Source organism: Rhodococcus sp. Eu-32 (assembly GCF_003336925.1).
In the GTDB taxonomy this organism is placed as follows: domain Bacteria; phylum Actinomycetota; class Actinomycetes; order Mycobacteriales; family Mycobacteriaceae; genus Rhodococcoides; species Rhodococcoides kyotonensis_B.
In genome coordinates, this window is record NZ_QGNK01000013.1 from 43,717 (window position 1) to 57,606 (window position 13,890).

Consider the following 13,890-nt stretch of genomic DNA (forward strand, 5'->3'; position numbering starts at 1 on the left):
CCGCACGTGGCCAAGCGCCCGACGAGCGTCGCAGGACAGGTTCTGGTCCTGCAATTGGTCGTCATGGCCGTCGTCGTTCTCGCGGGCGGCGTGCTGACGGTCGTCCACGAGCGCTCGAACAGCGACGACGCGACCCGACGCGAGGTTGTCGCGATCGCCGCGAGCATCGCGAACGAGCCGTCGACAGCCGAGGCCATCTTGTCGGACGATCCGACCGGCCGATTGCAGCCCGAGACCGAGAAGATCCGCAGCGTCACCGGCGTGGACTTCATCGTCGTCATGGCGCCGGACCGCACGCGGTTCACGCACACCACCGTCGATCTGATCGGCAAACCGTTCAGCGGGAACATCGACCGAGCGCTGCAGGGCGAGACGTTCACCGAGACCTACGTGGGTTCGCTCGGCCCGTCGATTCGGGCGGTGACGCCGGTGACCGACTCCGCGGGCACGATCGTCGGACTGGTGTCGGCCGGAGTCACACGAGCCAAGATCAGCGACCAGTTCTTCCAGGGCCTACCGCTGATCGTCGGTGTCGTCGTCGCTGCGTTCGTCGTCGCGACTGTCGGGTCCGTTCTGCTCGCGAGAAGGTTGCGACGCCAGACCCTCGGACTCGCTCCCGACGAACTGCGCTCGATGTACGAGCATCACGACGCCGTGCTGCACTCGATCAGCGAGGGCCTCGTCGTGTTCGGCCGCAAGAGCAGCGCGGAGATCGTCAACGACGAGGCGCGACGGCTCCTCGATCTCCCCGACGGCCCGGTCCACCGGGCCGATCTCCCGGAATCGTTGCAGCAGATGAAGTCCGGAACCGTGCACGGCGAGCTCCACGTCACCGACAACCGGATACTCGTCGTCAACCAGGACCCCGTGATGTGGGAGGGCCACCGTCTCGGAGATGTTCTGACCGTGCGAGATCGCACCGAACTGCAGGCCGTCATGGGTGAACTCGACTCGGTGCGCAGTTTCGCGGAGTCGTTGCGCTCACAGGCGCACGAGTCGGCGAACCGCCTGCACACCGTCATCACGATGGTCGAACTCGGGCGGCCGCAGCAGGCCGTCGAATTCGCGACGGCCGATCTCGAACTCTCCCAGCATCTGATCGACCGGCTGATGACGGCAGTGAGCGAACCCGCCCTCGCGGCGTTGCTCCTCGGCAAGGTGAGTCAGGCCGCCGAGCAGGGCGTGGAGCTGTCGGTCACCGAGGACACGGCGCTCGATCACGCGGGTTCGGTGACGCCTCGCGAATTGGTCACGCTGGTGGGCAATCTGATAGACAATGCAATCGATGCGTCGAAGGAAGCCGAACAACCGTGGGTCGAAGTGACCGTGCGCGATTCGGCGTCCGAACTACTCGTGCGAGTCTCCGACAGCGGGCCGGGAATGCCCTCCGACGTTCTCGAAAGAGCGCTGACGCGAGGCTATTCCACCAAGTCCGGGTCGCGCGGCCTGGGCCTCGCGCTCGTCACCCAGGTCGTGCGTCGCTATCACGGCACGCTGACGTCCGAGATCACGTACGGGTCGGTCCTGACGGCGAGGATTCCATTGTGATCCGGGTGCTGATCGTCGAGGACGAGGTGCTGATCGCCGAGGCACACAAGAACTACGTCGAGCGCGTGCCCGGGTTCACCGTCGTCGGCATGGCGCATACCGGACAGGCAGCTTTGAAAGCCGCCACCGAGGCCGAGGAGCCCGTCGACCTCGTGCTTCTGGACATCGGACTGCCCGATTCCAACGGCATCGACGTCGCCGCCGCTCTGGGTGGTCTGCGGCCGAGCCCCGACGTCATCGCGATCACGTCGGAGCGAGATCTGTCCGTGGTGCGGTCGGCCGTCGCGCACGGCGTCGTGCTGTATCTGCTGAAGCCGTTCACGTTCGCGGCGTTTCGCGACAAGCTCGAACGCTATCGCGAGTTCCACGACGCGTTGCCCGCGGGTGAGAACGCGGCGAGCCAGCGCGACATCGACCGCGCGATGTCGCGTCTTCGCACGGCCGACGAGCGGGCGTCGTCACCGAAAGGCATTGCGCCACAGACGATGGACGGCGTCACCGCCATCGTCCGTGACGCGCCGGGCGGTTTGAACGCGTCCGAGGCCGCCAAGCTCGTCGGCGTCTCGCGCGTCACGGCGTGGCGCTATCTCGAACGCCTCGCCGACGACGGACTCGTCACGCGCAACACCGAATACGGCCGCGCCGGGCGCCCGCAGGTGCGGTACGTCTGGCGCTGACGCGGTCGTGAGTGCGAATGTACAGCGGGCTGTACATTCGCACTCACGATGCGCCGGTCTGCTCCACGATCCAGGCGTACTCGAACGCCGCTTCCTTCCACTTCTCGTACCGCCCGCTGACGCCGCCGTGACCCGCGCTCATCTCGGTCTTCAGTAGCAGCTCCGAGTCACCGGTCTTCGTCGCGCGCAGCGCCGCAACCCATTTCGCCGGCTCGACGTACAGCACACGGGTGTCGTTGATCGACGTGATCGCGAGAATCGACGGGTAGTCCTTGGCTTCGACGTTCTCGTAGGGGCTGTAGGACTTCATGTAGTCGTACACCTCCTTGTCCGCCAGAGGGTTTCCCCACTCGTCCCATTCGATGACCGTCAGCGGCAGCGACGGGTCGAGGATCGACGTGAGCGGATCGACGAACGGCACGTTCGCGAGAATGCCGTTGAACAACTCGGGGGCGAGGTTGGCGACGGCACCCATCAGCAGTCCGCCCGCGCTGCCGCCGTCGGCGACCAGATGTTCCGGCGACGTACGTCCGGTGGAGATCAAATGCTGTGCCGCGGCGACGAAATCGGTGAACGTGTTCTTCTTCGTCAACGTCTTGCCGTTGTCGTACCAGTGCCGGCCCATCTCGCCGCCGCCTCGGACATGCGCGACGACGAACACGATGCCGCGGTCCAGTAGCGACAGCCGCGCCACCGAGAACGCCGGATCCATCGACGCCTCGTACGAGCCGTAGCCGTACAGCAACGTCGGCGCCGGGCCGTCGGGCACGTCCTTGCGGCGCACGATCGACAGCGGTATCCGCGTGCCGTCCGACGCGACCGCCCAATCCCGTTGCTGCACATAGTTCGACGCGTCGAAGTCACCGAGTACCGGCTGCGACTTGCGGAGCAGCAGCTCCTTTGTCGACAAGTCGTAGTCGTACACCTGCCCGGGCGTGATGAACGACGTGTACGCCAATCGCAGCAGAGGCTGCGTCCATTCCGGGTTCGATCCCGATCCGACGGCGTAGAGCTCCTCGTCGAATTCGAGCTCGTGGTACGTGCCGTAGCCGGTGGAGTCGAGCGGCCAGACAGCCAGACGCGTCAACGCTTCCCGGCGGTAACCGAGTACGAGATGATCGGCGTAGGCGTCGACGTCTTCGAGCCGGACGTCGGCGCGGTGCGCAACGAGCGTCGTCTGCTGCGTCGGGTCGTCGACGGGTGCGTCGGCGAGGATGAAGTTCTCGGCCTTGGCTCCGTCGGTGCCCCACCCGTTCACGGATCCGTTGTGCAGGACGAGGAATCGATCCTCTCCCTTCACGACGGCGTGCTCGATGCTGTACTCGACGCCGTCGACGCGCGGGAGCACGACACGGAATTCACCCTCGGGGTTGTCGGATTCGAGGACGAGGCATTCGGACGTGATCTTCGAGCCGACCCAGATCATCAGGTACTTCTCGCTGCGCGTCGATCCGAAGCCGACCCAGTAGCTCTCGTCCGGCTCGTGGAAGACCGTGACGTCCTCGTCGGTCGACGTCCCGAGCTTGTGACGCCACACCGTGTCGGGCCGCCACGACTCGTCGACGGTCTGATAGAAGACGTAGCTGTGGTCGAACGACCAGGTCGCGCCGGGTGCTGTCTTCTCGATGACGTCGGGCAGCATCTCGCCGGTACGAAGATCCTTGAACCGCATCGTGTAGCGCTCGTCGCCCTCGACGTCCACCGAGAAGGCCAGCAGGTTGCCGTCGCGGCTGATGGAGAACGCGCCGAGCGCGAAGAACGAGTGCCCTTCGGCTTCGACGTTGGCGTCGAGCAGGACCTGCTCGCCCGGCACGTTGTCGGACAGTGAAGGCGGCGTCCAGTCGTCGGGAGAGTCGACGGGACAACGGCATTGGAGGCCGTACGACTTGCCCTCCTGCGTGCGGGAGTAGTACCACCAGTCCCCCATGCGCGTCGGCACGGACAGGTCGGTCTCCTGGGTGCGTGACTTGATCTCGTCGAAGATCGCCTGGCGCAACGGTTCCAGACCGGCGGTCTGCTGCTCGGTGTACGCGTTCTCGGCTTCGAGGTAGGCGATCACTTCGGGATCGTCTTTGTCGCGCAACCATTCGTAGTTGTCGACGAAAGTGTCACCGTGGTGCGTCCGCTCGTGCGGAACCTTCTTGGCGACGGGAGGAACGAGTGTCACGGGTGTACCCAATCGTCGAAGTTGAGGCCCGAGATGCGTTCGTAGGCCTCGATGTACCGTGCGCGGGTCGCCGTGACGACGTCGTCCGGCAGGGCCGGAGGCGGAGTGTCGCCGTGGCGGTCCCATCCGGACTCATCCGTCAGCCAGTCGCGGACGAACTGCTTGTCGAAGCTCGGCTGCACCTTGCCCTCCTCGTAACCGTCGGCGGGCCAGTAACGTGAGGAGTCCGGAGTCAGAACCTCGTCGGCCAGAACGAGATTGCGGTCCGCATCGAGACCGAACTCGAACTTGGTGTCCGCGAGAATCACGCCGCGGTCCAATGCGAAATTCGCTGCACGCGTGTAGATCTCGAGGGTGTCCTCACGCAGCTTGAACGCGAGTTCTTCCCCGACCTTGTCGACGACGGCCGCGAAGTCCACGTTCTCGTCGTGCTCACCGAGGGCAGCCTTCGCCGCCGGGGTGAAGATCGGTTCGTCGAGCTTGCTCGACTCGACGAGCCCTGCGGGAAGCTCGACGCCACACACCGCGCCGGTGCGCTGGTAGTCGGACAGTCCCGATCCGGTCAGGTATCCGCGGGCGACGCACTCGATCGGCACCATCTCGAGCCGCTTGACGACGAGAGCCCGTCCGAGAAGTTCCGCCGGGATGCGTTCGTCGCGCGGGTCCCCGGCAAGATGGTTGACGCCACCCAACTCCTCGAAGAAGAACACGCTCATTGCCGTCAGGACGCGGCCCTTGTCCGGGATGGGTGTCTCGAGAACGTGGTCGTAGGCAGAGATTCGATCGCTGGCGACGAGGAGAAGATGGTCGTCGTCGATGACGTAGAGATCGCGGACCTTACCCCCGGCGAGGTGTTCATAGCTGCTGAGTTGTGGACGCACGAGACCAACCCTATCTGGGTGTGCTCGCACGGTCTGCCCGTGTCGAGGAACAATGGTTGGTGATGGCAACGAACCAAGAAGTGCCCGATGTCGGTTTCCGGTCCGAGCGAGGGCCGATTCTGATCGCCCTGATGCTCAGCACGTCACTCGTCGCGCTCGACTCGACGATCATCGCGACGGCGGTGCTGACGATCGTCGGCGATCTCGGTGGGTTCGGTCAGTTCCCGTGGCTGTTCTCGATCTACCTGCTGGCCCAGGCCGTGTCCGTCCCGATCTACGGCAAGCTGGCCGACCTGTTCGGGCGGAAGAAGGTCATGCTGTGGGGCATCGGGGTGTTCCTTCTCGGATCGATCCTGTGCGGCCTCGCGTGGTCGATGCCCGCCCTCATCGCGTTCCGCGCCGTGCAGGGACTCGGCGCAGGCGCGGTGCAGCCGATGTCCGTGACGATCGCGGGTGACATCTACACGTTGCAGGAACGCGCCAAAGCGCAGGGCTATCTGGCCAGCGTCTGGGCGATGAGCGCGGTCCTGGGGCCTGCACTCGGCGGAGTCTTCTCCGAGTTCCTGTCCTGGAGGTGGATCTTCTTCGTCAACATTCCGCTGTGCCTGCTGGCGGGGTGGGTGCTGATTCGTCGCTTCCACGAGGGCGCACTCGACAGAACGAAGCCGAAGATCGACTACGCGGGTGCCGCCCTGCTGACGATCGGCGCCGCCGCGGTGTTGCTCGGCCTCCTCGAAGGCGGCCAGTCGTGGGCGTGGGCGTCACCGATCAGCATTTCCATCTTCGTCGGTGGCGTCGTCGCGCTGGCGTTGTTCACGTGGCAGCAGACGCGCGCCGCCGAGCCGATCCTGCCGCTCTGGGTCTTCACGCGTCGTGTACTCGTCGTCAGCAGCCTCATCTCGCTGCTGGTGGGCGCCATCGTGCTGGGTCTGACCTCGTACGTTCCGACGTTCGTCCAAGGCGTCCTCGGTACCGGTGCCATCGTGGCGGGTTTCGCAGTGGCGACGCTGACGCTGGGTTGGCCGATCGCAGCGTCGCTGTCGGGCAGGTTCTATCTGCGCTTCGGGTTTCGCGCGACGGCCATGACGGGTGGAACGATCGCGGTCGTCGGCGCAGGGGCGACCACGCTGGTCGGCTCCGAATCCCCGATCTGGATGATCGCGGCGGTCTGCTTCGTCGTCGGCCTCGGCATGGGTCTCATCGCCAGCCCGACGCTCATCGCCGCCCAGACGAGCGTCGAGTGGGAAGAGCGTGGTGTTGCGACGTCGACGAACATGTTCGCGCGTTCGATCGGAAGTGCCGTCGGAGTCGCGGTGTTCGGTGCCGTCGTGAACTCGCGAGTGTCGGGCGACCCGGATCCGGCGCAGCTGTCCGACGCCGTTCATCTGGTCTTCGTGGGTGTCTTCGTGACGGCGGTCGTCATGCTCGCCGCGGCGGCGCTGATGCCCAAGGCGGCTTCGCCGCACGTGCGCGCGAATGTTTAGTGCCTTCGGGTCATTCCGCAGGCTCCACTCCCGCCCGCTGTACATTTCTACTCACGACCGGTGCACGTACCCGCGCGACACGAATTCGACCGTCAGCACGACGGCCAACGTCTGGGCCAGCAGCAACCCCGTCAGTACGAGGATCTGCACCGCACCTGCTTGAATCGCCGAACCACTGGCCAGCAGCACACCGACGAACGCGCCGGGCAGTGTCACGAGTCCGACGGTTCGCGTCTGGTCCAGGCCAGGCAGCAGCGCGTCGCCAGCCGTCGGCCGGACGACCTCGAGCCGTGAATCTCGTTCGGACAGGCCGAGGCTGAGCGCGGCCTCGACTTCACCGTGACGCTCGGTCAACGCGTCGAGCGAGCGTCGCGCAGACAGCGACGTCGCAGTCATCGTGCCGCCGAGGATGATTCCGCCGACGGGAACGATCGCGATACCCTCGGCCGGGACCACGCCGGTCAGCAGGCACAGCGGGACCACGACGCCTATGCCCACCGCGAGTGGAATCGTGAGCCACAGGCCGGAGCGACCTGCTTCCGAGCGCCGGATCGACGTGAACGCTGCGGCCCCGAACATCACCAGCAGTACGAGCAGCGACGACCACAGGTGTGCCAGTGCTGCAGCAAGAATCAGCGAGATCGCTGCCAGTTGTACGAACCCACGCAGCGCAGCCGTCGGAACCGTGGATATCCGCCCGATCGACGACCACCAGTAGACCGATGCCGCGAGCAGCACCATGACGACGCACAGAACGGCAAGCGGGAGACCGGGTTCGGCCAGTGAAGAACTCACGCGGGCATTGTCCCTCGTGAAGTCGCCTACAGCCCCACCCGCTCCAGCATCGCGTCGAATTCCTCGCTTGCCTCGGCCTGACTGCGGCCGGCTTCGAGGGCGCCGTTGTACACGGCCAACGCCTCCTCCTGATACTTCTTGTACTTCTCGAGCCACTGTTCGGAGTTCGCGCGCCAGTAGCCGATGATCTCGAATTGCCGCACGGGATAACCGAGTTCCTTGCGGAAGTACTTGCGCACGACGCGTGACGACGACGCCTCGCCCGCGAACCAGACGTAGCCTTCGCCGTCGGGTAACGCGTAGTCACGGACTGCGCCCTCGAGCACGCTCGCGCAATCGCCGTTGCCGGAACCGATCCGCCAGTCGTAGGTGACGTCGCCCTCGGTCTCGAACTCCTGGATGTCGCCGCGTTCGAGCACCTCGACGATGGCGTGCGCCTTTGCCCCACTGGGCAGTTCCTCGACGATCCGACCCAGCGCGGGCAGTCCCGTCATGTCGGCCACGAGCAACTGCCACTCCGCGGTCTCGGGTAGGTCGTACCAGCAGCGGGGGCGCGTCCACAGCACGACCTGACCGACGGTGGCATTCAACGCCCACGTGGCTGCGACGCCTCCTTCGTGTGCAACGAAGTCGATCACGAGAGTGCTTGTCGCCGAATCGATTCGACGCACCGTGTAGTTGCGGCCGTCTGGCACGGGTTCGACGTCGTGGTACCACCATTGACCGTCGACCTCGGTCATCGCAGGTGGGCGGTCCTCACCGTCGCGCGGGAAGAAGATGGTGACGCATTCGTCGGGCTTGCCGTTGGAGACGTACTGCGCGACGTCGCCGCCGCCGAACGTCACCCGGACCATGTGCGTGGTCAACTGCTCGACCGCGACCACTTCGGCGAAGTAGTACCCCTTGCCCGTCATCGAACCTCGTCTTCGGTAGATCTGCGCGTGTGCATGGTTAGCCTACGCTCACTATCGATGCTCGGTACACGAGGACCTCGGTCGACGGCCACGGTCGCGCCGGCATACAGACCCGCCACCAACGCCGTGACAGCCGCGCGACCCTGGTCGTCCTCGAAGAACACGATCTCCCGTACCGGACGACTCTCGACGACGTCGGACACCACAGTGAGGGAATAGTCGCCCGCGACGATCGTCGGCAGTTCCGTCACGTCCGCTTCGACCAGTACGTCGTCGAGGACGTGTTCCGTGCCGACGTGACCCAGCACGCGTTCGACGTCGCCGCGACGGAGCTGGTCGACCAGCACATCCGGCATGCCCGAGTGATCGAGGAGCACGATGCTCGCACCCAGCCGTTCCAGCGCACAGAACGCGACGGCGAAGTCGACGGCACCGGCTACCAGGACACCCACTCGAGTTCCGTGGTCGACGCCCGAGCGGTGCAGACAGGCGGCGAGATAGTGAGCCGAGTCCGACAACGAGCCGTAGTCGACGGCGTTGCCGTCGGCAATCAGAGCGACGACGTCGTCCGGTGCGTCGTCGAGACACTGTGTCAGCGAGCGACGAACGGCCGTCGTCGGTGCACCGCCGGGATCGTTCACTCCTCGTCCTCACACTCGATGAGCCGCTGTCGACGCATCCGAGTGTGACACATAGGGAAGGCAACCTTAACTTCCCGGGCTTCATCGCGACGCTCGCGAACGCCATCGAGGTTGAAGCTTGGAGCGTATAGTCGAGGTGTTGCATTTCGCACCGACCTGTCACGACGCATTCGAGGATCCACCCCAGTGTCCACTCCCCTGCCGCCGGTCGACGAGGTCGAGTCCTTTCTCGCCACCTGTTCCGAGATCGAATCGATCACGTTGCGCGACAGGATCTTTGCGACCGATCCCGTGCCCGTCCACGACATGGCAGCGCGCCTTCGTGTCGACCCGGAACACGCTGTTCGGATCGAACACCGCTCACGCACCCGGGCATTCGACGAGCTTCGACGGCTCCCGAGCCTGCGAGCGCTCGGGGACTGCATCCTGAAGGTCGCCCGTCCCGTCGCCTCCCTGTCTCGCGTCACCCACACGATTCCCGACACGAATCGCACGATTCCCTCATTGCGTATTCCGCTGTGGTCTTTGATCTCTCGGATCGACGATCGCCTGTCCGTCGAATCCGGCTGGGTCTTCTCACCCACGCGCGACGCCGCCCGCGACGAACTCTCCGCCGTCGTCGCCCGCAACTCGACGATCGACGGCATCACGCCTCTCCGCGCCGTCGCCGAGCACTTCGGTATGCCTGCAGCGGAATTGGAGGACTTCGCAGCCGGGTACCGTGTGCTCGACGGCAATCTCGTCCCGCTCGACCTGCCGGTCGCCGGTCAGCTGGCGTCGATCCTGGCGTCGACGGGCACGCCGACGTCCATGCCGGACCTGATGGACCGTATGCAACCGACACGGTCGGCCTCCAGTGTCCGCAACGCCCTCGTGACCGATGCACGATTCGTCAAGACCGACCGCACCCTGTGGGCGCTGACACGCTGGGGTATCCCGCCGTACGTACCCATCCACCGCCAGATCGCGAGCATCGTCGACGACCGCGGCAGCATCGAGATCGACCGCCTCGTCGCGGAGATCACGGGTTCGTACGACGTCAAGGAACAGAGCATCCGAACCTATGCGTCCACAGGCGATTTCGTGACCGAGAACGAGATCGTCACCCGCCGTCGACATTCCTACACGCCGCGCAAATCGCCGTCGAAGACCAAACACCTGTACCGCGGTCACGGCGTCGTGCGATGGCGTACCACCGTCACGGCAATCCATCGCAAAGGATCGGCGTTCAATCTGCCGTCGGCACTCGCGGCGCTGCTGAACGTCGGGCCCGGCACGCCCCGTTCGTTCGACTCTCGGCTCGGTAGTCAGTCGGTCATGTGGGTGTCGGTGCAGGCCCGATCGGGGACGATCAAGCGTTTCGTCGACGACCTGGGTCTCACCGAGGGCGAGGACATCTTCCTCGAATTCGGCGACGACGGGACCTTCGACGTCGTCAGAGCCGACCTGCCCCATACCGATCCGGCAACCCGAATTCTCGGTCTGATCGGCCGCCGCGCCCACGACGCCGCCGACGACTCGACGGTTCTGGCCGAGGTCGCCGACGCCGTGTGGCTTCCGAACGACGCAACGCGCGACGAGTTGATGTCGATCTTGTCCTCGCGCAAGGAATTCGAGCTGCGGGGTGCGGTCGAACACCTACCCATCAGCCACGCGTAGCGAATTCCACCACCGTCGATCCCCAACCGAGCGAGCCGAATCGCGGCTCTCCGTAACCACTCTCGGAGACCAGCGCCCGAAGTTCGCTTTCGGTACGTCGGCCTGTGCCGTGCAGACACAGCTGCAGCAGATCGCTTTCGGTGTCGTGATCGTCGGTCGTCGCCGGATCCAGCAGGTCGGTGATGACGACGACCCGCATCGCCGACGCGCCGATCGCGCGTAGCAGCACCTGCGCGTCGGCGTCGGGATGCAGGTCGAGGACGTCGACGACGATGGCCAGATCCACTCGGTCACCCAGGACGGTGAACTCGCTGGCGTCGATACGGACGACGCCGTCGCGACGGGCCTCGGACACGTCGGCGTAGTTTCGCGCATTCATCGCGGGCAGTCCGACCAGATTGATGCGCAGGTCGGGCCGTAGCCGCGTGAGCGTGTCGGCGTAGACCCCTGCACCTTCACCGTAGATCGCGACGACCTCGACCCCGTCGAAATCGACGGCATCCGGCAAGGCCGGCGCACGGTACACGGCGCCGAATGCTGCCTCCTCGTGGAAGTCGTCGAGAAAGCCCGGCTCGCGCTGCTTGTCGACGAAACCGTGCCCGACGGCAGCCGATCCCGTGCGCACCGACTCGAGCAATCCGAGAAACGCCATGTCGAGGCGGGTATGGATCTTGTCGAAGTGCAGTGCCTGGCTCAGGAACGTGTCCTGATCGGCGAGAACGGAACCCGTGTCCGTCAACGCGTACCGACCGTTGTCGACGGTCATCAACCCCATCACCGCGAGATGCCGGAGCAACTTCGCCGTCGCGCGTGCGTCGGTGGAACATTCGACAGCGATCGCCTCCGCAGAGTCCGCACCTGCGTCCACCGCAGCGAACACACCGACGGTCACGGCAGTGCGAAGCGCAAGCGGCGGAAGCAGTTCCGACATCTCGTGTACGGCGTCCGCCGGATCGGATTCCACCGCGAGCGGTTCGCGATACCGCCAGTACCCGGCGATCTCGACGAACTGCTTGTCGATCTCGCGGTCCTGCTTGGCCCAGCGTCGCAACGGCTTGATCGTCGACGCCTCCCCGGCAACCCACAGATACGGCTGCCCGGACCGCCACTGCGCGCCCTGCACGGTCTCGACGAGGCGCGACCGACCGTCGGCCTCCGACCGGTACAACCACGTGATATCCACGTCCGCAGCACAATTCAGCTCCTGCCGGTGCGACGGTTCGGCAACCTCGACGACGACGGTCGCCGGCATGTCGGCAGGAAGTTTTTCCAGACAGTGCGCGATGGCCGGCAACGCCGTCTCGTCCCCGGCCACGAGCATCCAGTCCGCACCGATGGGCAACGACGACGAATGCTTCGGTCCCGCAACGAGAATTTTCTCCCCCGGCTGGACGCTGTACGCCCAGTCCGATGCAAGACCTCCCTTGTGCGCGGCGAAGTCGACGACCAGTTCACCTGCCGCCTCGTCGAACCGGCGAACCGTGTAGGTGCGGCTGTACTGGAACGACCCGGCAGGCCAGTCGACGGTTCCGTTGTCGAGGTTGCGCGGAACCTCGAAAGGCAATGCACCCGTGGAAGGGTCGACCGGCAGGACCTTGATGTCGTCGTCGAACCCGTTGCTCCGCACCGGAGGAAGCTCGACACCGTCTCGCACATGGCGATCCAACGACGGACCTCCGAGAACGACGCGACGCATCCCGGGCGTGACGTCCTCCACCGTCAGAACATCGAACTCTCGCATGCAGATCGGAAAGATCTCGACCTCGCGTACGGTCCCCGCCATCGAACTTCCTCTCGTGTGTTCTCAGTACTCGCCGAGCGCAACCGCGACCCAGTGGGACACGGTCGGATCGGCTGCGAGCGTCGGGAAATCGACGTCCGCAGCGCCCGCGGACCGCCATCGTTCCACAAGGCCCATGATGCGGATCGAGTCCAACCCTTCGTCGAGCAGATTCAGCTCGTCGTCGATCTTCTCGGGTGACCGGTCGAGTGCGGTGGCGATGTCGCCGATGACGGTCTCGCGGGTGAGCACAGTGGTGAGTCCTTGTCTTTCGGGACTGAAACAGTCTTCTTACTTGGCGAACATGGTCTGGACCTGGTCCAGCGTCGAGATCACTCCGTCGTAGTCCGGCCGGTAGCTCGTCGCCGGAAGCTCGAACACATTGCCCGACGCGAATGCAGGCAGGTTCGCGTACGCCGGGTCCTGCTTCAGCTCGTTCAGGCCGCGTCCGGCGACCGGAACGACGATGACGACAGGCGCGGTGGCGACGTTCCCGAGCAGCTCGTTGCTGATGATGAACGAGTCACCCGATCCGTAGAGTTCGGGGTTGTCCGCCTTGGTCAGCACGTCGTCGGGCTCGAAGCCCACGGTCTTCAGCAGTTCCGGCAACGTCGCGGTCTGCGGAATGAACGCCGGCTCGTTCGTGCTCAGCGACAGGAAGTACGCGACGGGGGAACCCGGAACCGTGATGGCATCCTCGACCTCGGCCACCTTGTCCTCGTAGGCGTCGAGCAGGCCGTCCACCTTGTCGGATTCGCCGGCCGCGTCGGCCACTGCCTCGAGCTGCCCCTGCCAGGTGTTGACCGACGACGGGATGAGGACCGTCGGGGCGATCGCGGTCAGCTGATCGTAGGCCTCGTCGGCCTGTACCGCCGAGATACCCTGCCCGCCACCGATGATCAGGTCGGGCTCGGCCTGCGCGATGGCCTCGATGTTCAGCGCTTCACCTGCGGGAAGTTCCTGGGTGCCTTGCGCCTGCGCCTTCTCGGCCCACTGCGGCGGGAAGCCGCCGTCGAGGTTGGTGACGCCGAGCAACCGGGTGTCGGTGATCGCGATCGGCGCGTCGAGGGTGAAGAGGTAGCCCGCCAACCCTGCCGACAGCACGGCGATGCGCTGCGGATCGGCGGGAACGGTGACGTCGCCCTTGTCGGTCGAGACGACGCGCGTGTCGCTGCTGCTCTCGTTCGTCGTGGCGCTGCCGTCGGATTCGGCATCGCTGCTGCTGCACGCCGTGAGGCCGATGGTCACCGCAGCCAATGCCGCGACGGCCCGTAGACCACGTCGTCGAAACTGTGTGTCAGACACTGAAAGATCCTTCCGAGATCATCGTTGTGTTCGTGTTCC

Annotated in this window: 12 protein-coding genes; 4 read left to right on the forward strand and 8 right to left on the reverse strand. The window is 65.3% G+C overall.

Annotated features, from left to right (window positions below):
- Nucleotides 1-63 precede the first annotated feature (63 nt).
- Together DK926_RS16515 and DK926_RS16520 are read left to right on the forward strand one after the other, a co-directional pair.
- Complete coding sequence (locus DK926_RS16515; RefSeq protein ID WP_114331393.1) at nucleotides 64-1,548, forward strand: sensor histidine kinase; 1,485 nt, start codon at nucleotides 64-66, stop codon at nucleotides 1,546-1,548.
- Nucleotides 1,545-2,225 carry a response regulator gene (locus tag DK926_RS16520; RefSeq protein ID WP_068424965.1) on the forward strand — a complete coding sequence of 227 codons (681 nt, stop codon included), beginning with the start codon at nucleotides 1,545-1,547 and terminating at the stop codon, nucleotides 2,223-2,225. The genes DK926_RS16515 and DK926_RS16520 overlap by 4 nt, the downstream gene beginning before the upstream one ends.
- Before the next feature lie 43 nt (nucleotides 2,226-2,268).
- On the opposite strand, the gene DK926_RS16525 is transcribed toward DK926_RS16520, so the two are convergent.
- Together DK926_RS16525 and DK926_RS16530 are read right to left on the reverse strand one after the other, a co-directional pair.
- The gene (locus DK926_RS16525) at nucleotides 2,269-4,392 is read right to left on the reverse strand and encodes a S9 family peptidase (RefSeq protein ID WP_114331313.1); all 2,124 of its coding nucleotides are present in this window, start codon (nucleotides 4,390-4,392) and stop codon (nucleotides 2,269-2,271) included.
- Nucleotides 4,389-5,273: a phosphoribosylaminoimidazolesuccinocarboxamide synthase gene (locus DK926_RS16530; RefSeq protein WP_114331314.1), complete on the reverse strand. Its 885-nt coding sequence runs from the start codon at nucleotides 5,271-5,273 to the stop codon at nucleotides 4,389-4,391. Before DK926_RS16530 ends, DK926_RS16525 begins: the two co-directional genes overlap by 4 nt.
- A gap of 62 nt (nucleotides 5,274-5,335) precedes the next feature.
- Between DK926_RS16530 and DK926_RS16535 the strand changes: the two genes are divergently transcribed.
- Complete coding sequence (locus DK926_RS16535) at nucleotides 5,336-6,757, forward strand: MDR family MFS transporter (protein ID WP_114331315.1); 1,422 nt, start codon at nucleotides 5,336-5,338, stop codon at nucleotides 6,755-6,757.
- A 51-nt stretch (nucleotides 6,758-6,808) separates the two neighbouring features.
- Here the strand turns inward: DK926_RS16535 and DK926_RS16540 are convergent, their stop codons facing one another.
- From DK926_RS16540 to DK926_RS16550, 3 genes are read right to left on the reverse strand one after another with little or no spacing between them, the layout of a single operon-like run.
- On the reverse strand, nucleotides 6,809-7,552 hold the full coding sequence (locus tag DK926_RS16540; RefSeq protein ID WP_114331316.1) for an ABC transporter permease: 744 nt from the start codon (nucleotides 7,550-7,552) through the stop codon (nucleotides 6,809-6,811).
- Nucleotides 7,553-7,578: 26 nt separating this feature from the next.
- A complete protein-coding gene (locus DK926_RS16545) occupies nucleotides 7,579-8,466 on the reverse strand; it encodes a siderophore-interacting protein (RefSeq protein ID WP_114331317.1) in 888 nt (295 codons plus the stop codon).
- The gene (locus DK926_RS16550; RefSeq protein WP_114331318.1) at nucleotides 8,463-9,107 is read right to left on the reverse strand and encodes an AMP-binding protein; all 645 of its coding nucleotides are present in this window, start codon (nucleotides 9,105-9,107) and stop codon (nucleotides 8,463-8,465) included. The genes DK926_RS16545 and DK926_RS16550 overlap by 4 nt, the downstream gene beginning before the upstream one ends.
- A gap of 186 nt (nucleotides 9,108-9,293) precedes the next feature.
- Here DK926_RS16550 and DK926_RS16555 point away from each other — a divergent pair, with 186 nt between their 5' ends.
- Nucleotides 9,294-10,766 carry a hypothetical protein gene (locus DK926_RS16555; protein WP_114331319.1) on the forward strand — a complete coding sequence of 491 codons (1,473 nt, stop codon included), beginning with the start codon at nucleotides 9,294-9,296 and terminating at the stop codon, nucleotides 10,764-10,766.
- Here the strand turns inward: DK926_RS16555 and DK926_RS16560 are convergent.
- From DK926_RS16560 to DK926_RS16570, 3 genes are read right to left on the reverse strand one after another with little or no spacing between them, the layout of a single operon-like run.
- The gene (locus DK926_RS16560; RefSeq protein WP_114331320.1) at nucleotides 10,753-12,549 is read right to left on the reverse strand and encodes a siderophore-interacting protein; all 1,797 of its coding nucleotides are present in this window, start codon (nucleotides 12,547-12,549) and stop codon (nucleotides 10,753-10,755) included. The two genes, DK926_RS16555 and DK926_RS16560, sit on opposite strands and share 14 nt — an antisense overlap.
- A 21-nt stretch (nucleotides 12,550-12,570) precedes the next feature.
- Complete coding sequence (locus DK926_RS16565; protein WP_114331321.1) at nucleotides 12,571-12,798, reverse strand: phosphopantetheine-binding protein; 228 nt, start codon at nucleotides 12,796-12,798, stop codon at nucleotides 12,571-12,573.
- 39 nt (nucleotides 12,799-12,837) lie between these two features.
- Entirely contained in the window at nucleotides 12,838-13,851 is a 1,014-nt protein-coding gene (locus DK926_RS16570; protein ID WP_114331322.1) for an ABC transporter substrate-binding protein, read from the reverse strand.
- Nucleotides 13,852-13,890 lie beyond the last annotated feature (39 nt).